General features: G+C 63.7%; 20 protein-coding genes. 17 read left to right on the plus strand and 3 right to left on the minus strand.

Features of this window, described 5'->3' with window-relative positions; all coding sequences use genetic code 11:
* The first annotated feature begins 265 nt into the window (after nucleotides 1–265).
* Nucleotides 266–538 carry a hypothetical protein gene (locus GTW25_RS12865; protein ID WP_252912529.1) on the plus strand — a complete coding sequence of 91 codons (273 nt, stop codon included), beginning with the start codon at nucleotides 266–268 and terminating at the stop codon, nucleotides 536–538.
* 88 nt (nucleotides 539–626) lie between these two features.
* Here the strand turns inward: GTW25_RS12865 and GTW25_RS12870 are convergent, their stop codons facing one another.
* Both GTW25_RS12870 and GTW25_RS12875 read right to left on the minus strand, forming a co-directional pair.
* A complete protein-coding gene (locus tag GTW25_RS12870; protein ID WP_252912530.1) occupies nucleotides 627–3,770 on the minus strand; it encodes an efflux RND transporter permease subunit in 3,144 nt (1,047 codons plus the stop codon).
* A 13-nt stretch (nucleotides 3,771–3,783) separates the two neighbouring features.
* Nucleotides 3,784–4,929 (minus strand): efflux RND transporter periplasmic adaptor subunit, encoded by a 1,146-nt coding sequence (locus GTW25_RS12875; RefSeq protein WP_252912531.1) that lies wholly within the window; start codon nucleotides 4,927–4,929, stop codon nucleotides 3,784–3,786.
* Between the two features lie 268 nt (nucleotides 4,930–5,197).
* Between GTW25_RS12875 and GTW25_RS12880 the strand changes: the two genes are divergently transcribed.
* From GTW25_RS12880 to lpdA, 7 genes are all read left to right on the plus strand, one after another.
* Nucleotides 5,198–6,568: a glutamine synthetase family protein gene (locus GTW25_RS12880; protein WP_252912532.1), complete on the plus strand. Its 1,371-nt coding sequence runs from the start codon at nucleotides 5,198–5,200 to the stop codon at nucleotides 6,566–6,568.
* A gap of 57 nt (nucleotides 6,569–6,625) precedes the next feature.
* Nucleotides 6,626–7,783, plus strand: a complete 1,158-nt coding sequence (locus GTW25_RS12885) for an iron-containing alcohol dehydrogenase (protein ID WP_252912533.1) — start codon at nucleotides 6,626–6,628, stop codon at nucleotides 7,781–7,783.
* Between the two features lie 72 nt (nucleotides 7,784–7,855).
* Complete coding sequence (locus tag GTW25_RS12890; protein ID WP_252912534.1) at nucleotides 7,856–9,088, plus strand: thiamine pyrophosphate-dependent enzyme; 1,233 nt, start codon at nucleotides 7,856–7,858, stop codon at nucleotides 9,086–9,088.
* A gap of 3 nt (nucleotides 9,089–9,091) precedes the next feature.
* Nucleotides 9,092–10,105: an alpha-ketoacid dehydrogenase subunit beta gene (locus tag GTW25_RS12895; RefSeq protein WP_252912535.1), complete on the plus strand. Its 1,014-nt coding sequence runs from the start codon at nucleotides 9,092–9,094 to the stop codon at nucleotides 10,103–10,105.
* A 2-nt stretch (nucleotides 10,106–10,107) separates the two neighbouring features.
* A complete protein-coding gene (locus GTW25_RS12900; protein WP_252912536.1) occupies nucleotides 10,108–10,332 on the plus strand; it encodes a hypothetical protein in 225 nt (74 codons plus the stop codon).
* Nucleotides 10,325–11,623 carry a dihydrolipoamide acetyltransferase family protein gene (locus tag GTW25_RS12905; RefSeq protein ID WP_252912537.1) on the plus strand — a complete coding sequence of 433 codons (1,299 nt, stop codon included), beginning with the start codon at nucleotides 10,325–10,327 and terminating at the stop codon, nucleotides 11,621–11,623. The genes GTW25_RS12900 and GTW25_RS12905 overlap by 8 nt, the downstream gene beginning before the upstream one ends.
* Nucleotides 11,624–11,804: 181 nt before the next feature.
* Nucleotides 11,805–13,199 carry a dihydrolipoyl dehydrogenase gene (gene lpdA / locus GTW25_RS12910; protein ID WP_252912538.1) on the plus strand — a complete coding sequence of 465 codons (1,395 nt, stop codon included), beginning with the start codon at nucleotides 11,805–11,807 and terminating at the stop codon, nucleotides 13,197–13,199.
* Here the strand turns inward: lpdA and GTW25_RS12915 are convergent.
* The gene (locus tag GTW25_RS12915) at nucleotides 13,196–13,420 is read right to left on the minus strand and encodes a DUF982 domain-containing protein (RefSeq protein ID WP_252912539.1); all 225 of its coding nucleotides are present in this window, start codon (nucleotides 13,418–13,420) and stop codon (nucleotides 13,196–13,198) included. The genes lpdA and GTW25_RS12915 overlap by 4 nt on opposite strands.
* A 128-nt stretch (nucleotides 13,421–13,548) precedes the next feature.
* Here GTW25_RS12915 and GTW25_RS12920 point away from each other — a divergent pair, with 128 nt between their 5' ends.
* The 9 genes from GTW25_RS12920 (at nucleotide 13,549) to GTW25_RS12960 (ending at nucleotide 20,876) form a co-directional block, all read left to right on the plus strand.
* On the plus strand, nucleotides 13,549–14,103 hold the full coding sequence (locus GTW25_RS12920; protein WP_252912540.1) for a biotin transporter BioY: 555 nt from the start codon (nucleotides 13,549–13,551) through the stop codon (nucleotides 14,101–14,103).
* A complete protein-coding gene (locus GTW25_RS12925) occupies nucleotides 14,100–14,774 on the plus strand; it encodes an energy-coupling factor ABC transporter ATP-binding protein (RefSeq protein ID WP_252912541.1) in 675 nt (224 codons plus the stop codon). Before GTW25_RS12920 ends, GTW25_RS12925 begins: the two co-directional genes overlap by 4 nt.
* Nucleotides 14,771–15,397: an energy-coupling factor transporter transmembrane component T family protein gene (locus GTW25_RS12930; protein WP_252912542.1), complete on the plus strand. Its 627-nt coding sequence runs from the start codon at nucleotides 14,771–14,773 to the stop codon at nucleotides 15,395–15,397. Before GTW25_RS12925 ends, GTW25_RS12930 begins: the two co-directional genes overlap by 4 nt.
* Nucleotides 15,394–16,557, plus strand: a complete 1,164-nt coding sequence (locus GTW25_RS12935; protein WP_252912543.1) for an aminodeoxychorismate synthase component I — start codon at nucleotides 15,394–15,396, stop codon at nucleotides 16,555–16,557. The genes GTW25_RS12930 and GTW25_RS12935 overlap by 4 nt, the downstream gene beginning before the upstream one ends.
* On the plus strand, nucleotides 16,506–17,171 hold the full coding sequence (locus tag GTW25_RS12940; protein ID WP_252912544.1) for an aminotransferase class IV family protein: 666 nt from the start codon (nucleotides 16,506–16,508) through the stop codon (nucleotides 17,169–17,171). Before GTW25_RS12935 ends, GTW25_RS12940 begins: the two co-directional genes overlap by 52 nt.
* Complete coding sequence (locus GTW25_RS12945) at nucleotides 17,168–18,070, plus strand: heme-dependent oxidative N-demethylase family protein (protein WP_252912545.1); 903 nt, start codon at nucleotides 17,168–17,170, stop codon at nucleotides 18,068–18,070. Before GTW25_RS12940 ends, GTW25_RS12945 begins: the two co-directional genes overlap by 4 nt.
* A gap of 81 nt (nucleotides 18,071–18,151) precedes the next feature.
* Complete coding sequence (locus tag GTW25_RS12950; RefSeq protein ID WP_252912546.1) at nucleotides 18,152–19,597, plus strand: homospermidine synthase; 1,446 nt, start codon at nucleotides 18,152–18,154, stop codon at nucleotides 19,595–19,597.
* A 102-nt stretch (nucleotides 19,598–19,699) separates the two neighbouring features.
* Nucleotides 19,700–20,113, plus strand: a complete 414-nt coding sequence (omp10, locus tag GTW25_RS12955; RefSeq protein WP_252912547.1) for an outer membrane lipoprotein Omp10 — start codon at nucleotides 19,700–19,702, stop codon at nucleotides 20,111–20,113.
* Between the two features lie 82 nt (nucleotides 20,114–20,195).
* Entirely contained in the window at nucleotides 20,196–20,876 is a 681-nt protein-coding gene (locus GTW25_RS12960) for a zinc metallopeptidase (RefSeq protein ID WP_252912548.1), read from the plus strand.
* The last annotated feature ends 110 nt before the right edge of the window (nucleotides 20,877–20,986 follow it).

Raw genomic sequence — 20,986 nt, forward strand, 5'->3', positions numbered from 1 at the left:
GGCTGGACTTCGCGCTTCCCGGATGTTCCGTTGCCGTGCCACTCCTGCCGGTTGAGAGATGTCGAGAACAGAAGCCGAGTCCAAACCCGTTGCAGGTCTAGGAGATAAGCTGTGCCGTCTGGGCATATTCGCCGTTTTCACTGCCGTTGCGTTTCTTCCGTTTCTGAATCTGGGCACACCCGCCGAAAGAGCATGGACCTTCAAGCCTGACACGTTGCGCCTTACGTATCTGCTGGTACCGTTACTGGCATTGGCGGCGTTTTTGATGTCGTTCTGGAAGAAGACGCTTACCCACGCGATTATGGTCGCCGGTTTTGCGGCGTGTGCAGGTGCCGTCCTTATCGCGCTCGCGCTTCTGGTGACGGCGGCGAAGATATTCGGCTTTATGATGATGGTTCCGTTTCTTTGGCCCCTCTACGGGGCGGGGCTCGACCCGTTGGGTCCCATCTCCGTCCTGCCGGCGCAGGGCGGTTGGCTTCTCCTCGTCGGAACGGTTGCAGCGATTTTGCAGGCAGGGCGCTGGAAGCGTCCCGGTTAATCGTGAACCTCAAGGTCCTGAACTTGCCGTCGCAGGTTAGGGCCTTTTTATTCTCACCCGGCAGAACGCTTCCGTCGAATGGAAGTTTCTACTCGGCCGGGGTGAGCCTGCCGTCTTCCCTGGCCGACGCCTCGCCCAACTCGCGGTCGAGGCGGGCTTCTTCTTCCACCTTCGGCGTCACCCAGCGGCCGATCAGGAGATAGGCGACCGGCGTCAAATAGAGCGTCGAGACCGTCGCTAGACCGAGCCCGCCGACGATAACCCAGCCAAGCGCGATGCGTGCTTCCGCGCCCGCGCCCGATGCCATCACCAAGGGCAAGCCGCCGACGATCGTGCACAGCATCGTCATCACGACCGGGCGCAGACGAATGTTCGATGCCTCTTCGATCGCGTCGCGCACATTGCGCCCCCGGTCGCGCAACTGATTGGCGAACTCGACGATCAGAATGCCGTTCTTGGCCATGATCCCGACGAGGAGTACGAGCCCGATCTGCGAATAGACGTTGAGACTGGTGCCCGTCAGAAGCATGGCAATGACTGCACAGGCAAGGCCGAGCGGAACCGTCGCCATGATGATCAGCGCGCTGACGAAACTTTCGAACTGGGCCGCGAGGACCAGAAGAACGATGACGAGCGCGAAACCCATCACGGTGGCCATCGCGTTGCCGGTCTCGCCCAGCGTCGCCGCTTCGGCAAGCGGCAGCACGCGCGCGCCGGCCGGCATGTGCCTTTCGGCGATCCGCGTCGCCTCCGCCAGTGCGTCTCCGAGCGAGACGCCGTCGGCAAGCGCCGACGTGATCGAGACGGCGCGCATCTGGTCCTCGCGCGAGAGCGACGGCGGAACGGCGACTTCCCGGATCGACGCGATCGTCGACACGGGCACGAAGCGCCCGTCACCGGTTCTCAGATAGATGCTTTCCAGATCGGTCGGATCGTTGACGGGGTTTGTCGTGGAGACGAGCTTCACTTCAAAGGCGCGGTCGTCGATGAAGACCTCGCCGATCTCGCGTCCGTCGAGCAGAGATTGCAGCGCCTGCGCCAGTCCGGAAATCTCGATGCCGAGATCGGAGGCGCGTTCCCGGTCGATCGATACGGCGAGCTGCGGCTGCGTCGATTCGGTCGAAAGGCGCGCCTGCTGAAAGCGCGGATCGTCCTGCATTTCGGCGACGATCGCTTGCGCCGCCGCGTCCAGCGTTTGATAATTGTTGCCGAGGATGGCGAATTGCAGGCCCGATCCGGCCCCGCGGATGCCGAGGCTGTTCGGCTGGAAGGCGAAGACGCGCACGCCCGGCACCTGCTGCACCAGTTCGTTCACCTCATCGAGAATTTGCTGCTGCGTGCGCTCGCGCTCGTGCCATGGCGCGAGCGTCAGGGAAATGAAGCCGCTGTTGGTCGAGCCGCCCTGACCGGCCAGCGAGAAGGAGGCGACGACCTCGCCCGAATCGCGCAGCGGCTGGATCAGCGCCTCCACTTCGGCCATCTGCTGGGCAAGATAATCGATCGACACGCCCTGAGGCGCCGAGACGCGCATGAAGGCGGCGGACCGGTCTTCGGGCGGGGTCAGTTCGGATTGCAGATTTCCGAAAGCGATGCCCGCGCCGCCTGCGAAGACGAGCGCCACCGCGACGACCACGATCGGCGCATTGAGGCAGGCGGCCAGCGACCGGCGGTAGAAGCCGGCCAGCCCCGTCGCGATCCGGTTGGCCCAGGTGTCGCGCACCTCACCCTCATCGCTCTGCTTCAGGATGCGCGAGGCGATCATCGGGCACAGCGACAGCGATACGATCGATGAAATGAAGACCGCGATCGCCATCACGAAACCGAATTCGCGGAAAAGCCCGCCGGCCTGTCCCGGCAGGAACGAGAGCGGCACGAAAACGGCGACGAGGGTGGCAGTCGTCGCGAGAATGGCGAAGAAGACCTCCTTCGTTCCCAGCACGGCGGCCGCACGCGGACCCATGCCCTGGTTGCGTCGCCGCACGATGTTTTCCAACACCACGATGGCGTCGTCGACGACGAGCCCGGCCGCGAGCACCAATGCGAGGAGCGTCAGGATGTTGAGCGAGAAACCCATCAGATAGATGGCGGCGACCGTCCCGATCAGCGAAATCGGCATTGCAAGAGCGGGAATCACCGTCGCGCGCCAGTCGCGCAGGAACAGGAAGATGATCAGCAGAACGACGGTGACGGCGATCGCCAGCGCGATCTCGACCTCATGGATCGCGCCCTCAATGAAGGTCGCATCGTCGCTGGTGACGTAGATGTCCATGCCGTCCGGCAGGGTCGGACGAATGCGGTCGACGGCTTCGCGCACGCCCGCCGAAATGTCGAGCGTGTTCGACTGCGCCTGTCGGATGATGCCGAGCCCGATGCCGGGAAGCCCATCTGAGCGCATCACGGATTCACCGATGTCAGGCCCGAGGGTCACATTGGCGACGTCGCGCAATCGCGCATTCGGGCTGATGGCGATGTTCTCGAAATCCGCCGGCGTCGTGACGGGCGCCTGCGTGCGCACGACGAGCGCCTGCGTGGACGACGACAGGCTGCCGGCCGGCGTGTCGAAGGACATGGTGTTGAGCGCAGTCTGGATATCCGCCACCGTCAGGCCGAGGCTCGCGAGCCTGTTCTGGTCGATGTCGATGCGGAAGATCTTCTCGCGCCCGCCATAGATCTGTACGTCAGCCACGCCCGGAACGGAGGCGAACTGGTCGACGATCTGGTCTTCGACCAGAACCGTCATGTCCTCGATATTCATCGCCGACGACGTCACCGAAAGGCGCATGATCGCCTGCGCGTTATCGTCCGCCTTGACGATCAGCGGCGCGTCGGCGTTTTCGGGCAACCGGTTCTGTACGCGGCTGACGGCATCGCGCATATCGGAGGCGGCCGTGTCGAGATCGACGCCATCATTGAACTCGACCGTCACGCGCGAGGAGCCGAACGAGGAGGACGACGACATGTTGTTGACGCCCGGAACGCGCGCAACCGCGCCTTCCAGGATCGATGTCAGTTCACGGTCGATCGTTTCAGCGGCAGCGCCCGTATAGGTCGTGCGGATCGTGATGACCGGACGGTCCACATCGGGAAGTTCGCGCACCTCGACGCCGAAGAAGGCCGCAAGGCCGGCCACGGCGATCAGCACATTGACCACGAAGGCGAGCACGGCACGGCGCACGAAGAGCGCAGTCATGCCGTTGGCATCGTCCCTGGTATTGGTGGAGGCAGTGGACATGGTGTCGTCCTCCTCAGGAACCGCGCGCTTCGACAGCCGGAATGGTTTCGCCGCGCCGTTGCGCGATCCTGACGTCGCCGCCCTCGCGTACGAGGTGGATGCCTTCGGACACGACCTGAACGCCGGGATCGATCTCGGCCGCGATCAGGATGGAATCCGTGTTGCGCTGGATGACGCGAACGGGCACGCGGCTGGCGACGCCATCATTGACAGCCCAGACGAAAGCGCCGTCGGTGCCCCATTGCACCGCAAGCGGATCGACGGCCGGATAGGTTTCGCCGGGAAAGGTCATGACGACTTGAAACGACATGCCGGCGCGCAGCGTGTCGGACGGATTGTCGATCGTCGCCTCGACGCGCAGCGTGCGGCTTTGCGCATCGACACGGTTGTCGATGGCGCTGACCTCGCCGCGAAAGACCTGGTTTGGCTGTGCGATCAGCGACGCTTCCAGCGTCGCGCCAACTTCGATCGCGCCCGCATAACGCTCCGGCGCCCAGAAATCGACGAGGATGGCGGACCGGTCGTCGATCGACGCGATCTCGGTCGAATTCGTTACATAATTTCCAACCGAGACCGGCAGGATGCCCACGACACCTGAAATCGGGGCCTCGATGTCGCGTCGTTCGAGCGAGAGTTCGGCATCGCGAACGGCCAGTCGCGCATTTTCGACGCCGAGCTGCGCTTCGGTGACCTGCACCTGCGTGGCCGTATTGGATGCGCGAAGCTGGTTGATGCGCTCGAGCCGGGATTCGGCGTCTTCCAGCGCAAAGCGGGCGCGATCGACGGCGATGACTTCCGCCTGCGAATCCAGCCGGGCGATGATTTCGCCGGCCTCGACGGTCGAGCCCGAACGGACCAGGATTTCCGTCAGTCGGCCGGAGGCGAACGGCGTGACCGCAACGGTCTCGGCCGCGCGTCCGGTGCCGATCGCCTGAAGGCGATCGTTGATCGTCGCCGTCGTCACCGGCACCGTAAAGACGCCGCCGCCTGGACGGCCCGCCCCTCTGCCGGATGCGCCACCCCGTCCGGTGTCCTGCGATATCGCAGGACCGTCGCCGGGTCCTGCCGTCCCGCCCGTGCCCGAACCGAAGGCCACCCAGGCGACCGCACCTGCAACCAGCAGGACGGCACAGATGGCAAGCTGTTTCCAAATGGGCATGAAGCACTCCGGCTCTGGACTAGTCGACGTCAGTCCTCGCAACGTCCCTTCGATGCGCAAGCAAATGCGTGCCCTGATCGCGCGGCGGCGAGGCACGCACTGAATCTTATGCCAGTACATGCAAGGCCATGCACCAGTTTTGTTGTTAAATATCGGTAAGGATACGCAAACGTTCCGCAGCGGTTGGGCTGTTTGCACATGCACGAATGCGTGATCTAAAGGTCGGACGACGCTTCGTTGCAACACAGATCAGGGAGATGCCCGCCTCATGACCGGTTCGCTTTCGTTCGATGCGCTCAAGAAGATGGTCGCCAACGGGGCGATCGACACCGTTCTCGTGTCCGCCGTCGACATGCAGGGCCGCCTGATCGGGAAGCGCTTCACGGGGCGCCATTTCATCGCCTCCGCGCATGACGAGACGCATGGCTGCGACTATCTGCTCGCCAACGACATCGATATGGAGCCGGTGCCGGGCTACAAGGCGGCGAGCTGGCAGAAGGGCTATGGCGATTTCGTCATCAAGCCGGACCTGTCCACGATCCGCCTGACGCCGTGGCTTGACAAGACGGCGCTGGTGCTGTCCGACCTGCTCGATCATCATCACCACAAGGATCTGCCGCATTCGCCGCGCGCGATCCTGAAAGCCCAGGTCGCGCGGCTGAAAGAGCGCGGATATCTCGCCAATTTCGCGTCCGAACTCGAATTCTACCTGTTCGAGGAAACCTACGAGACGGCACGCAGCCAGGGCTGGAAGGATTTGCGCACCGCTTCGCCTCATATCGGCGATTACCTCATCCAGATCACCTCCAAGGAAGAGGATTACATGCGCGCCCTGCGCAACGGTCTGGAAGAGGCGGGCATTCCGGTCGAGAACTCCAAGGGCGAATGGGGGCCGGGGCAGGAGGAGATCAACGTCTATTATTCCGACGCGCTCGAAATGGCGGACAGGCACGTTTTCCTGAAGAACGCCGCCAAGGAGATCGCGCATCTTCAGGGCAAGGCCGTCACCTTCATGGCGAAATACGACTATGCGCTTGCCGGCAATTCGAGCCACATCCACAATTCGATCTGGTCGGCCAACGGGAAGACGCCGCTGTTCTTCGACTCCAAGGCCGAGAACACGATGTCGCCGCTGATGCGTTCATGGATGGCGGGACAACTGAAATATGCGGCCGACTACACCTGGTTCCTCGCGCCCTACGTCAATTCCTACAAGCGCTTTCAGGCCGGGACATTCGCGCCGACAAAGATGATCTGGAGCCGCGACAACCGAACGGCCGGCTTCCGGCTGTGCGGGGAGGGGACCAAGGGCATCCGCACCGAATGCCGGATCGGCGGCGCGGACTTGAACCCCTACCTCGCCTTCGCTGCGCTGATCGCGGCCGGCCTTGCCGGAATCGACGAGAAGCTGGAGCTTGGCCGGCCTTTCGAGGGCGACGCCTATCAGGGCGAAGACCTGCCCGAAATTCCGAAGACTTTGCGCGCGGCGCTCTCCACGCTCGAACGCTCTGACATGTTGCGCACGGCTTTCGGGCACGACGTGGTCGAGCATTATCTTCACACCGCCCGCTGGGAACAGTCGGAATATGATCGCCGCGTCACCGACTGGGAACTGCATCGCGGCTTCGAGCGCTACTGACGCCCGGCGCCGTCAGTGCGCCGCAACCTTTACATTCAATCTCCAACCGGTGCCGTAATGACGATCAGCTCGAAATGGAATTTCCCGACCACAGTGCTTTTCGGCGAAGGCCGTATCGCGGAGCTGCCTGCCGTCCTGAAAGCGGCGGGTATTTCGCGGCCACTCTTCGTCACCGATCCGGGGCTGGCAAAATTGCCGGTTGTTGCCGGGACGCTGAAGCTGCTCGAAGATGCGGGTGTCGCCTATGGCGTCTTCTTCGACGTCAAGCCCAATCCGGTGGAATCGAATCTTGCTGCCGGCATCGCGATTTTCGAGGCCGGCTCCCATGACGGCGTGATCGCCTTCGGCGGCGGTTCCGCGCTCGATCTCGGCAAGCTCGTCGCCTTCCAGGCCGGACAGACGCGGCCGATCTGGGATTTCGAGGATGTCGGCGACTGGTGGACGCGCGCCGACAGCGATGCCATCGCGCCGGTCATTGCCGTTCCGACGACGGCGGGAACCGGCTCGGAAGTCGGGCGTGCGGGCGTTCTGACCAATGAGGCGACGCATACGAAGAAGGTGATCTTCCATCCGAAGATGCTGCCGGTCACCGTCATCGCGGACCCCGCTCTGACGGTCGGCATGCCGAAGATGATCACCGCCGGAACCGGTATGGATGCGCTGGCCCATTGCCTCGAAGCCTATTGCGCGCCGGGTTTTCACCCGATGGCGGACGGCATCGGTGCGGAGGGCGTGCGGCTGGTGCTCGAATATCTGCCGAGGGCCTATGCTGACGGCTTCGACATCGAGGCGCGGGCCAACATGATGGCGGCAGCGGCCATGGGCGCGACCGCGTTTCAGAAGGGGCTCGGCGCGATTCATTCGCTGTCACATCCCATCGGCGCGCTCTACGACACGCATCACGGCATGACGAATGCGCTGTTCATGCCCTATGTGCTGGATTTCAATCGCGCGGCGATCGAAGAGCGTATCGAACGGCTCGCCGCCTATTGCGGCATTGACGGCGGGTTCGATGGATTTCGTCAGCGCGTCATGGAATTGCGCGCCGAACTCGGCGTGCCGGAGAGGTTGCGTGATTTGATCTCCGGTCTTGAAATGGACGACGTGCGCAAAAACCTCATCGCGGACATGGCGATCGTCGACCCGACGGCGGGCGGCAACCCTGTCGAACTTACCAGGGACGCTGTACTGTCGCTTCTCGAAAAGTCGATGTGAGGGAATTCGCGTGCGGTGAGGGGTAGCTAGGTCAGCATTCCTGTCCTAAATTGCTTGCAAAGGGAGGAAGCGATGGTCGAGACACGTAAAGGTGGTTTGTTCGTTCCTGAGCCCGAAGTGCGGCCGGGAGGCCAGCCGGATTTCTCCAACGTCAAGATTCCGCGGGCCGGTACGGTCGAACGTCCGCCGGTCGATGTCGATCCGCGCGACATCCGCGACATGGCCTATTCGATCATCCGTGTCCTCAACCGCGACGGCGAGGCGGTCGGCCCGTGGGCTGGCACTTTGAGCGACGATGAACTGCTCGAGGGCCTCAAGCACATGATGACCCTGCGCGCCTTCGACGCGCGTATGCAGACGGCCCAGCGGCAGGGCAAGACGTCGTTCTACATGCAGCATATGGGCGAGGAGGCCGTCTCCTGCGCTTTCCGCCGGGCGATGGAGCCCGGCGACATGAATTTCCCGACCTATCGGCAGGCCGGCCTGCTCATCGCCGGCGGCTATCCGATGGTCGACATGATGAACCAGATCTATTCCAACGAGGCCGACCCGCTGAAAGGCCGCCAGTTGCCGATCATGTACTCGTCGAAGGAGCACGGCTTCTTCTCGATCTCCGGCAATCTGGGCACGCAGTTCGTGCAGGCCGTCGGCTGGGCGATGGCGTCCGCAATCAAGAGCGACGATCGCATCGCGGCTGGCTGGATCGGCGACGGCTCGACGGCCGAGAGCGATTTTCACGCTGCGCTCGTCTTCGCCTCGACCTATCGCGCGCCCGTCGTTCTCAACATCGTCAACAACCAGTGGGCAATTTCGACCTTCCAAGGCATCGCGCGGGGTGGGTCGGGCACATTCGCGGCGCGCGGTCTCGGCTTCGGCCTGCCGTCGCTTCGCGTTGACGGCAACGACTATCTCGCCGTCCACGCGGTCGGCAAATGGGCGGTCGAGCGTGCGCGCATGGGGCTCGGCGCGACGCTGGTCGAATATGTCACCTACCGCGTCGGCGCGCATTCGACCTCGGACGATCCGTCCGCCTACCGCCCGAAGACCGAATCCGACAATTGGCCTCTCGGCGATCCGGTGATCCGGTTGAAGAACCATCTGATCACGCGCGGTGCGTGGAGCGAGGAGCGCCACAAGCAGTCCGAAGCCGAGGTGATGGACAGCGTGATCGTGGCGCAGAAGGAAGCCGAGAAGCACGGCACGCTTCATGCCGGCGGGCGGCCCTCGGCGCGCGACATGTTCGAAGGCGTCTATGCGGAAATGCCGCCGCATCTGCGGCGCCAGCGTCAGCAGGCGGGAGTATAGCCCATGCCGCGCATGACCATGATCGAGGCCATCCGCGACGCGATGGACGTGTCGATGGGCCGGGACGACAATGTCGTCGTCTTCGGCGAGGATGTCGGCTATTTCGGCGGCGTCTTTCGCTGCACGGCGGGCCTCCAGCAGAAATACGGCACGTCGCGCTGCTTCGACGCGCCGATCTCCGAGCTTGGCATCGTCGGAACCGCCATCGGCATGGCCGCTTACGGGCTGCGTCCCTGCGTCGAAGTGCAGTTCGCCGACTATGTCTATCCGGCCTACGACCAGATCGTGTCGGAAGCCGCGCGCATCCGCTACCGCTCGGCCGGGCAGTTCACCTGCCCGATCGTCATCCGCATGCCGACCGGCGGCGGCATCTTTGGCGGGCAGACACACAGCCAGAGCCCGGAGGCGTTGTTCACCCACGTTTCCGGCCTGAAAGTCGTCGTGCCGTCCAACCCACAGGACGCCAAGGGTCTTCTCATCTCCGCGATCGAAGACCCCGATCCGGTGATCTTCCTCGAACCGAAGCGGCTTTATAACGGCCCGTTCGACGGCCATCACGACCGGCCCGTCACGCCGTGGTCGAAGCATGAACTCGGCGATGTCGCGGCCGATCACGTCACAGTCCCGCTCGGTAAGGCGGTCACGCGCCGCGAAGGTTCGGCGGTCACGATCCTTGCCTACGGCACGATGGTGCATGTCGCACTGGCCGCCGCCGAGGACACAGGCATCGACGCCGAAGTGATCGATCTGCGCACGCTTGTACCACTCGATCTCGACGCTATCGTCGCGTCGGTGAAAAAGACGGGGCGCTGCGTCGTCGTGCATGAGGCGACGATGACGAGCGGCTTCGGGGCCGAACTCGTTTCGCTTGTCCAAGAGCATTGTTTCTACCATCTCGAGGCGCCGGTCGCGCGTGTGGCGGGCTGGGACACGCCATACCCGCACGCGCAGGAATGGGATTATTTCCCCGGTCCGGCGCGTGTCGGTGAAGCGCTTCGCGTGGTCATGGAGGCGTGAGGATGAGCATGATTCTTTATGCCGAATCGACGCGGCAAGGTCGAGGCATGGACCCCTGTGACGAGCACAGGGGTGACGGCATCGATTGCCATGCCAACCTAGCCTTTCCCGAGCCCGGCACCTCCTTCTCCGCCGTCACCCCTGTGCTCGTCACAGGGGTCCATGCCGCGATGTCTCCTGAATCCATGGCGGCCCAAAAGATTGCACGAGGCTCTGACCATGGCTGAGCACACGATCAAGATGCCCGATGTGGGCGAAGGCGTCGCCGAGGCCGAACTTGTCGAATGGCACGTCAAGATCGGCGATCCGGTGCGCGAGGACACGGTGCTCGCGGCCGTGATGACGGACAAGGCGACGGTCGAGATTCCCTCGCCGGTCGAGGGCGAGATCGCGTGGCTCGGCGCCGAGATCGGCGACGTGGTCGCGGTCGGCTCGCCGCTGATCCGCATCAAGACGGCTGGCGGGGCTTCCGACGCTCCGATGGACGACGAGGCGGGCGAAGCCCCGGTTGCCGACGGCATGGCGCAAGAGGGGGAAGGCGTTCCGCCGCCACCCGCGAAGGAGACGCCGAAGGTTGCGGCGAAAGCAGAGGTGAAGCCCCCGGAAAAGTCGAAGCCCATTTTTTCCTCAGGCGCGCCGCGTGCCGAGGGCGAGAAGCCGCTCGCCTCACCCGCCGTGCGGCTTCGCGCGAAGGAGGCGGGGATCGATCTGCGGCAGGTCGCGGGCTCAGGTCCAGCCGGCCGCATCACACATGAGGATGTCGACGGGTTCCTGTCGGCAGGGCGTCAAGGCAGCGTCAAAGGTCTTTCGCGCCGCACCGACGTGGAAGACATCAAGATCGTCGGGCTGCGCCGCAAGATCGCGGAAAAGATGGCGCTGTCGAAGCGTTCCATTCCGCACATCACCTATGTCGAGGAGATCGACGTCACCGCGCTGGAAGAAACGCGTGCGGCGATGAATGCGTCGAAAAAACCGGACCAGCCCAAGCTGACCTTGCTGCCGTTTTTGATGCGCGCGATGGCGAGGGCCATTGCCGATCAGCCCGAGCTGAACGCCGTCTTCGACGATGAAGCGGGCATCGTCCATCGCCATGGCGGCATCCATATCGGCATCGCGGCACAGACGGCGAATGGCCTCGTCGTGCCGGTCGTGCGGCATGTCGAGGCACGCGACATCTGGGATTGCGGCGCGGAGGTCGCGCGTCTCGCCGACGCCGCCAAAGCGGGAACGGCAGGCCGTGACGAGCTTTCCGGCTCCACGATCACCATCACGTCGCTGGGCGCGATGGGCGGCGTGGTGACGACGCCGGTTATCAACCATCCGGAAGTCGCGATCGTCGGCGTCAACAAAATGATGATACGCCCCGTCTGGGACGGATCGCAGTTCATCCCGCGCAAGATGATGAACCTCTCCTCGTCTTTCGACCATCGTGTGATCGACGGCTGGGACGCCGCCCGCTTCATACAGCGCATCAAGGTGCTGATGGAGACGCCGGCGCTGATCTTCGTGGAGGGTTGAATATGAGTGATCGAGGCTGTGATCCTTCGCGCCCCCCTCTGTCCTGCCGGACATCTCCCTCGCGAGGGGGGAGATCACGCGGTGTCGATGACGAGACTAATCTCCCCCCATGCGGGGGAGATGTCCGGCAGGACAGAGGGGGGCGACATAGGGTTGAAACCCCGCAAGCAGGAGCCAGTTCATGAAAGACATTTCCTGCAAGCTCCTCGTCATCGGCGCCGGGCCGGGCGGCTATGTCTGCGCGATCCGCGCGGGCCAGCTCGGCATCGACACGGTCATCGTGGAGGCATCGAAGCCGGGCGGAACGTGCCTCAATGTCGGCTGCATCCCGTCGAAGGCGATGATCCATGCCGCCGATGAATTCCATGGCGCGGTCGCGGCTTCGAAGGGATCATCACCGGTCGGCATCTCACTGTCCGAACCGAAGATCGACCTGAAGAAGACCGTCGCCTGGAAGGATAATATCGTCGGGCGTCTGACGAGCGGCGTCTCCGGTCTGTTGAAGAAGGCCAAGGTCAAGATCGTCACCGGGCGGGCGAAATTTCGCGACGGCAAGACCGTCGAGGTCGAGACCGAAACCGGCAGCCAGATCATCCGCGCCGAAAACATCGTCATCGCAACCGGCTCGCAGCCGGTCGAACTGCCGAACCTGCCGTTCGGGGCGAAGGTGCTGTCGTCCACGGAAGCGTTGGCGCTGAAGGCGCTGCCGGAAAAGATCACGGTCATCGGCGCAGGCTATATCGGCCTCGAACTCGGCACGGCCTTTGCCAAGCTCGGCGCTGACGTGACGATCATCGAGGCGCAGGATCGCGTCTTGCCGCTTTACGATCGCGAACTCGTGCGGCCTGTCGAAAAACGGCTTGGCGAACTCGGCATCGAGATCGTGCTGTCGGCCAAGGCGAAGGGGCTGTCCGGGACGGGTGCCTTGCTCATCGAGACCGCCGATGGCGGCGAGCGGAAGATCGAGGCCGACGCGATCCTCGTGACGGTCGGGCGCAAGCCGGCGACCGAAGGCTGGGGCCGCGAGGAACTGGTGCTCGATATGGACGGCCGCTTCATCCGCATCGACGAAGAATGCCGCACGTCAATGCGCGGCATCTTCGCCATCGGCGACGTGACGGGCGAGCCGATGCTGGCGCATCGTGCCATGGCGCAGGGCGAAATGGTGGCCGAGATCGTTGCAAGCCATAAAAGAAGCTGGGACAAGGTTGCGATCCCGGCCGTCTGCTTCACCGATCCCGAGATCGTCTCCGTCGGACTTTCGCCGGACGAAGCGAAACAGGCCGGCCGCGAGATCAAGGCGGCGCAATTCCCGTTTTCAGCCAATGGCCGCGCCATGTCGATGGCGGACGAGACCGGCTTCGTGCGCGTCGTCGCGCGTGCGGACAATAATCTTGTACTCGGCATCCAGGCGGTCGGACGCGGTGTGTCGGAACTGTCTGCATCGTTCGGGCTTGCGCTCGAAATGGGCGCTTGCCTTGAGGATATCGCCGGCACTATCCACGCACATCCGACGCAGGGCGAGGCTTTGCAGGAGGCCGCATTGCGCACGCTCGGCCATGCGCTGCATATCTAGCCGAGGATATTCGCTTCCTGGGCCGCAAGGATCAGTGCCGGGCGAACTTCCGAAACCGAGCGGTGTCCGTCGCGCACCTTGAGGCAGATATCGAGCGCCTCGTCGCGGCGCGGCCCGCGCTCCGGCCAGCCGGTGTCCGACAGTGCCGCGATGGTTTCATCGACGCCCGAAAGCGAGCGGCCGTCGGCAAGCTTGACGGGTGGGTCGAAATGCTTCGTCATTCGAAACTCCTGTGCTGGTGATATTCAATGCGCGGGGCGGTGAACAAGTTGCCGCCCGCGTTGATCATCGCCCGACAAGGCGCTACGAAATCGCGAACTTTCCCCGCTGCAACGGAGTGCCAACGCAGATGACTACACGGGACATCGTCTACATCGCCCTGTTCGCGGCCTTCACGGCCGCGCTCGCCGTCTTTCCGCCGCTGGTTCTGCCAGTTATCGGCGTTCCGATCACGGCGCAGTCCATGGGCGCGATGATTGCCGGCTCGGTCCTGGGCGCGAAGCGCGGCGGCGCGGCGCTGGCGCTGTTCGTCGCGCTGGTCGCGGCCGGCCTGCCGCTTCTGCCGGGCGGACGCGGGGGCATGGCGGTCATCGCCGGTCCGGGCGGCGGCTTCATTCTGTCGTGGATTCTCGCAGCCTATGTCACGGGCCTCATCTGTGAGCGCTTGTGGTCGAACCTCAATTGGCTGAAGGCATTCGCCGCCAGCGTAACAGGCGGCATCGTCGTGCTTTATGTGTTCGGCGTCGCCTGGATTTCGATGGTTACCGGGCTGTCCTATTTCGAGGCGGCCGCGAGCTCACTCGGCTTCATTCCGGGCGACCTCATCAAGGCGGGCATCGCCGCGACCGTCGCCGTCACCGTGCGCAAATCCTATCCGCTGATCGAGGCGCCGCGCCGCGCATGATCCGCTTTTCCGGCGTCAGCCACCGTTTCGGCGAGCGCGAGGTGCTGACGCCTTTCAGCCTCGAACTTGCCGAGCGGCGCATCGCCGTGATCGGTGCGAACGGTTCGGGCAAGAGCACCTTCGCCCGGCTGATCAACGGGCTGTTGATGCCGAGCGCCGGGCAGGTTTGGGTCGACGATCTGGACACGAAATCCAACGGCAAGGCGGTGCGCGGCCTCGTCGGCTTCGTCTTCCAGAACCCCGACAACCAGATCGTCTATCCGGTGGTCGAGGAGGATATCGCGTTCGGGCTGAAGAACCTGAAGGTCGAGAAAGGGGAGATCGCGGGGCGCGTTGCGGCTTCGCTTGCCCGCTTCGGCCTGTCGCACCTTGCCAAGGAACAGGCGCACCGCCTGTCGGGCGGTGAAAAGCAGATGCTGGCGATCGCCGGCGTCACGATCACGCAGCCGCGCTACATCGTTTTCGATGAGCCGACGACGCTGCTCGATCTGCGCAACAAGCGGCTCGTGGCGAGAACCATCGATCGGCTGGACGAGACCGCGATCGTCATTACGCACGACCTCGACCTTATCGCCGATTTCGACCGGGTGCTGGTCTTCGAGGAAGGGCGGATCGATTTTGACGGCGCACCGAGGGATGCGATCGCGCGCTATCTGGAGCTTATGGCATGATCGCCGCCTACAGGCCCGGAACGAGCATCGTGCACCGCCTGCCGGCGGGCGCGAAGATCGTCGGGCTTGCGATGGCGGGCACCTTTCTTTTCTTCGTCGCGAACGTTGCCTCGCTGGTCGTCTGCCTGTTGGCGGTTCTCGCGCTCTATCCCCTTGCAGGACTTTCGCTGCGCGATGCGCTCGCAACCTTGCGTCCGCTGTTCGTCATTCTCGTCATCCTCGTCCTCGCCCATGCCTGGCTCAATGGCTGGGAGGTCGCGTCCGGCTCCGGCCTGCGGCTGGCGGCGCTGGTGCTTTTCGCCGGCATCGTGACGCTCACGTCCTCCGCCTCCGCCATGATGGGCGCGATCGAGACGGGATTGTCGCCGCTTGGCCGGCTCGGCGTCGATGTGGAAAAGATCAGCCTTGCGCTCTCGCTCGCGCTGCGTTTCATTCCCATGATCGCAGCGGTCGGCGCGGAGGTGCGCGAGGCACAGCGGGCAAGAGGGCTCGACACGAGCCTGGTCGCGCTCGCCGTGCCGCTCATCGTGCGCACGCTCAAGATGGGCGAGGAAATCGCTGATGCGATCGACGCGCGCGGCTTCGGCACGACGCGCAAGGATGGGCCGGACAGATCGACATGACATCGCTTCCCATGCGTGGTTTCGCGCTGTTTCGTGACGATCTGGCGGATCGCGAACTGTTGTTCGCAGAACCCGAGCGGTTGATCGTTGCCTCGGATGCGCTGGATTTCAGGCCGGCGCTCGATGAACTGCAAGCCGCAAGGTCGGCGGGTAAATGGCTCGCCGGGTATCTTTCCTACGAAGCGGGCTATCTGCTCGAGCCGAAGCTTACGCCTCTGTTGCCGCAGAACAGGCGCGCGCCGCTCGTCTGCTTCGGCGTGTTCGAGGCTCCCTGCGAGGTGGAAGCTGCGCGCTTGTTCAGGCTTCGCTCGAATGTCGAGCCCGCAATTTCCAACGCGCGCGCGACATGGTCGATGGCGGCATATGCGCAACGCTTCCAGCGGTTGCACAACCATCTGCGCGCCGGCGACTGCTATCAGGGCAATTTGACCTTCCCAGTCCATGCGAAATGGGAGGGCGATCCGCTGACGCTGTTCGATGCGCTTGCCGTGCGCCAGCCGGTGCGCCATTCGGCGCTTGTCGAACTCGACGGGCCGGTCGTCCTGTCGCGCTCGCCCGAACTCTTCTTCGACGTGTCGCGCGACGGGTGGATCGAGAGTCTGCCGATGAAGGGCACCGCGCCGCGCGGGCGAACGCCCGAAGAGGACGAGGCGCAGCGCGCTTTTCTCGCGTCCGACCCGAAGAACCAGGCCGAGAACCGGATGATCGTCGATCTCCTGCGCAACGATATCTCGCGCATCACCGAGGTTGGAACGCTCGACGTGCCGGACCTCTTCAAGGTCGAGACCTACGCCACCGTGCACCAGATGGTGAGCCGCGTGCGCGCGAAGCTTTTGCCGGGCGTGAATGTCGCCGACATCATGGCTGCGCTTTTCCCTTGCGGGTCGATCACCGGGGCGCCGAAAATCCGGGCCATGGAAATCCTGCACGCGTTGGAAGGTGTGCCGCGTGACGTCTATTGCGGGGCGATCGGCTGGATCGCGCCGGGCAACCGGATGCGCTTCAACGTTGCGATCCGCACATTGTCGCTCTACGCGCAAGGCGAGGCCGTCTACAATGTCGGCGGCGGCGTGGTGTTCGATTCCACGGCGGAGGGAGAATATGACGAGTGCCTGTTGAAAGCCCGCTTCGCGACCGGCGCGGTTCCGGCTACGCCCTGATCGAGACGTTCCGCCGCGAGGCGGACGGCAGCTTCATCCGTCTCGACCGGCATCTGGCGAGACTTGAGAACTCAGCGCGCGAACTTGGTTTCAGATACAGTCGCGCAGAGGTCGAACAGCAGCTTGAAAGACTGAATGCGGACGGCGCGCTGCGGGTGCGGCTGGAATTGTCGCGAGATGGCGGGCTCGATCTCGCGGCCTCGCCTTTCGTCCCATTGCCCGACGGCGCGCTCTGGCGTCTCGCCATTGCGCGCGCGCGGCTCGACGCGACGGACCCGCTGCGGCGGCACAAGACCACCCGGCGGGACCCCTATGCCGCGGCACGATCCGAACATGAAGGCGAGCAGATCGATGAAGTCCTGTTGCTGAACGAAGCCGGCGAACTTGCCGAGGGAACGATCACCAATATCTTCATCGAACTTGCCGAGGGCATTCTGGCAACTCCACCGCTTTCCAGCGGCGCGTTGCCGGGCATCCTGCGCGGCGAACTGATCGAGACTGGGCGGGCCGTCGAACGGCGATTGACGACCGATGACCTTTCCAGCGCCCCGACTATCTTCGTCGGCAACTCGCTGCGCGACCTGATCCATGCGCGACTGGAGCATACCGGATGAAATATACGCCCTTCGACGGTTCATCGGCGCCTTTCACAATCGGCCTCAAGCCGATGGACCTTGCCGAATGGCTGGAGGTCGATGAAGCGCTCGAAGTCTACCTCGCCGAGAAGGACCGGCTCTATGCCGAACTGCCGGAAAAGGTGTTCGTCGAACGCGCCGACACAGGCGCGGCGCAGCAGGAAGTGCTCGACCTGATCGTTGCGAATGTTGGCGAGCATCATGGTGCAACGCATCACCGTGAGGGCGATGCGTTGCGGGTTGGCATGCGACATGTCGCGCTTTGCGGCAGCGCGCCGCTCAAGATCGCGTCGCATCTCGTGCAGGAAGACCTCGTCCTGATGCGCAAGGATCATGACGGCTGGCGGCTGGTCGCCGCCTCGTTGTGCTTTCCCTCATCCTGGTCGCTGACCGAGAAATACGATCGCGCTTTGGAGGACATCCACGCGCCGGTGCCGCAATTCGGGCGCGGCACGCGCATGGCCGAACTCATCGCGCGCATGTTCGACAAATTGCAGCCGGCCAATTCGGTCGAGCGCATGAACTGGTCTTTGCAGGGCAACCGCGATCTCTACCACCCGCTGTCCCACGCCAGCCGCATCGACCGGGCCGATGGCAAGCTGCGGGAGTTTTCTCCCGAGGAAACAGCCGCGCGCATTTTCATCCGTGTCGAGCGGCAGACGCTGCGCAAGTTGCCGGCTTCCGGCGACATCCTCTTCACCATCCGCATCTATCTCGATCCGCTTGCCCGCCTGGCCGCACATGATGGTGGACCAGCAATCGCGCAAACTTTTGCGAAACAGCTTTTGGCGATGAATGGCGATCAATTGCGCTACAAGGGCCTCAGTCAGGATCGCGACCTGCTCGTGGCCGCGCTCGACGCCATTTCACGCAACTGACACGCTGACGGCGCATTGACGCTTTAACAGCGGGCTGAACTGTGGTTTAGCGCATCAACCTCATTAAGGAGACGTCCCGAAATGGCAGAACGCACCTGGCCCGTCCATGGCGAAATCACCGGCCCGATCGTGCTGATCGGCTTCGGCTCTATCGGACGCGGTGTGCTGCCGCTCATCGAGCGTCACTTCAAGTATGACAGGTCGCGCTTCGTCGTCATCGATCCGCGCGACGAGGACAAGCTGCTGCTGGACGAGCGCGGCATTCCGTTCATCCAGGAACATGTGACGAAGGAAAACTATCGCGATCTGCTCGCGCCTTACCTGACAAAGGGCGAGGGGCAGGGCTTTTGCGTGAATTTGTCGGTCGATACCGGGTCGCTCGACCTGATCAGGTTCTGCCGCGAACTCGACGTTCTTTATATCGACACCGTCGTCGAGCCCTGGCTCGGTTTCTATTTCGACGCGAACGCCACCAACGCGTCGCGCACCAATTATGTGCTGCGTGAGACGATGCGGCGCGAGAAGGCAGCCAATCCCGGCGGCACGACCGCCGTTTCTTGCTGCGGCGCCAATCCGGGCATGGTCTCCTGGTTCGTGAAAAAGGCGCTAGTCGATCTTGCGACCGAAACCAAACTCGATTTCACCGAACCTGCCGCCGAAGACCGCGACGGCTGGGCGAAGCTGATGCAGCGTGTCGGCGTCAAGGGCATCCACATCGCCGAGCGCGACACGCAGCGGACCGTTCAGCCCAAGCCGCTCGACGTGTTCTGGAATACGTGGTCCGTCGAGGGCTTCATTTCGGAAGGCTTGCAACCGGCCGAACTCGGCTGGGGCACGCACGAAACATGGAAGCCCGACAATGCGAGGGAGCACGAGGAGGGCTGCAAGGCGGCGATCTATCTCGAACAGCCGGGCGCGAACACACGCGTGCGAAGCTGGTGCCCGACGCCGGGCGCGCAATACGGTTTCCTCGTCACGCACAATGAGTCCATCTCGATCGCCGATTTCTTCACGGTGAGAAGCGCCAGCAACGCGGTCGAATATCGTCCGACCTGCAACTACGCCTATCATCCGTGCAACGATGCGGTGCTTTCGCTGCACGAGATGTTCGGTGCGGCCGGAAAGGCGCAGCCTGTCCAGCACGTTCTTGACGAGAACGAACTGGTCGACGGCATCGACGAACTTGGGGTGCTGCTCTACGGGCACGCGAAGAACGCCTACTGGTACGGCTCGCAGCTTTCGCTGGACGACACGCGCGAACTTGCGCCCTATCAGAACGCGACCGGGTTGCAGGTGACCTCGGCCGTGCTTGCCGGCATGGTCTGGGCGCTGGAGAACCCGAGGGCCGGGATCGTCGAGACCGATGAAATGGACTATCGGCGCTGCCTTGAAATCCAGATGCCCTATCTCGGTCCCGTCAAGGGGTACTATACGAACTGGACGCCGCTTGACGGTCGGCCGGGGCTTTTCGCCGAAGACATCGACGAGAGTGATCCGTGGCAGTTCCGAAACATTTTGGTTCGCTGAGCATTATGCGAGCGGGGCGGGTGCGCAAAGCGCGCCGGACGCCTTGCTTTTGCCGCTCGAAACGGTGAAATTCAGGCTCGGGGACGAGGAGATTTTCCGCAGATGATCAATACAATGAAACTCGCGCCGCTCGGCGGCGTCGCACTGCTTCTCGCACTGGCCGGTTGCCAGGGCATGGGGCCGCAGTCCGGCCAGATGGCTTCGCGCCCGATGATGCAGGCACCGCAGATGAATGCCGGCGGCAATGTCGAGGGCGAGTGGGCAAGCACCGACGGCGTCGCCGTTTCGCGCTTTTCCAACGGCCGCTTCGAGACGATCGCGACCGATACGGGCAACCGCATGGCCGAGGGCAGCTACACTTATCGCGGACAGGACGCCGTCGAGATCAACATGACCTCGCTGATCCGCCAGACGACTTCGCGCGTCAATTGCCAGGTCGCCATGCAGGGGCAGCTCAACTGCACGGGCGAAGGCGGCAATCAGTTCTCGCTGATCCGCAGCCAGGGCGTTTCCTGACGTTCAGTGTCGTATGCGGTCCGGGCATGTCGCGCGGACCGCATCTCGATCCTGACGCAATGGCGGCCCGCAAGGCAATTCGATGCTCGCTCTGATCGCGGTCGCCTTCTTCCTGCTCATCGTTGCGTTGCCGCAGCTTTTGGTGCGGCGGACGATCGCGCGCCATAGTAAGGATCGCCCGGACCTGCCGGGAACGGGCGCGGAGCTCGCACGCCATCTGCTCGACCATTTCGACCTTCGCCATGTTGCCGTCGAGCCGACGGAGCAGGGTGACCATTACGATCCGTCGACGAACGCGGTCCGGCTCTCCGGCGGACATCATGACGGGCGATCCATTTCGGCGGTCGCGATCGCGGCGCATGAAGTCGCGCACGCCATCCAGCACCACCGGGGCGAGCGCATGTTCGCCCTGCGCGGAAGGCTCGCCGTCGCGGCGCATGTCGCGGACAAGGCGGCCGGCGTCTTTTTCCTGGCCGCACCGGTGCTCGGCCTCCTCGCGCGCACGCCGATCGCCTTTTTCGGCTTGGTGGCGATCGGGGTCCTGCTTCTTGCCGTGCGTGTCGTCGTTGATCTCGTAACGCTGCCGCTGGAAACGGACGCCAGTTTCGGCAAGGCGCTGCCGATCCTGAAGACGGGCGGATATGTCGATGAACGCGACATGCCGGCCGCGCGCTCGGTTCTGCGGGCAGCGGCGTTCACCTATGTCGCCGGCGCGCTGATGTCGTTGGTCAACCTCGCGCGCTGGGTGCGGCTGCTGCGATAGACGGGTTCCGTTCGGGGAAGATGCGCGAAAGCGCTTGCACCATGCTGTCCCAGGTGTGAACATGGCTTCAAACGGCACCGCAACATGCCCGTCACAAAGGTATGGCAGGG

It is taken from the genome of Aliihoeflea aestuarii (assembly GCF_024105665.1).
GTDB lineage: Bacteria > Pseudomonadota > Alphaproteobacteria > Rhizobiales > Rhizobiaceae > Aliihoeflea > Aliihoeflea aestuarii.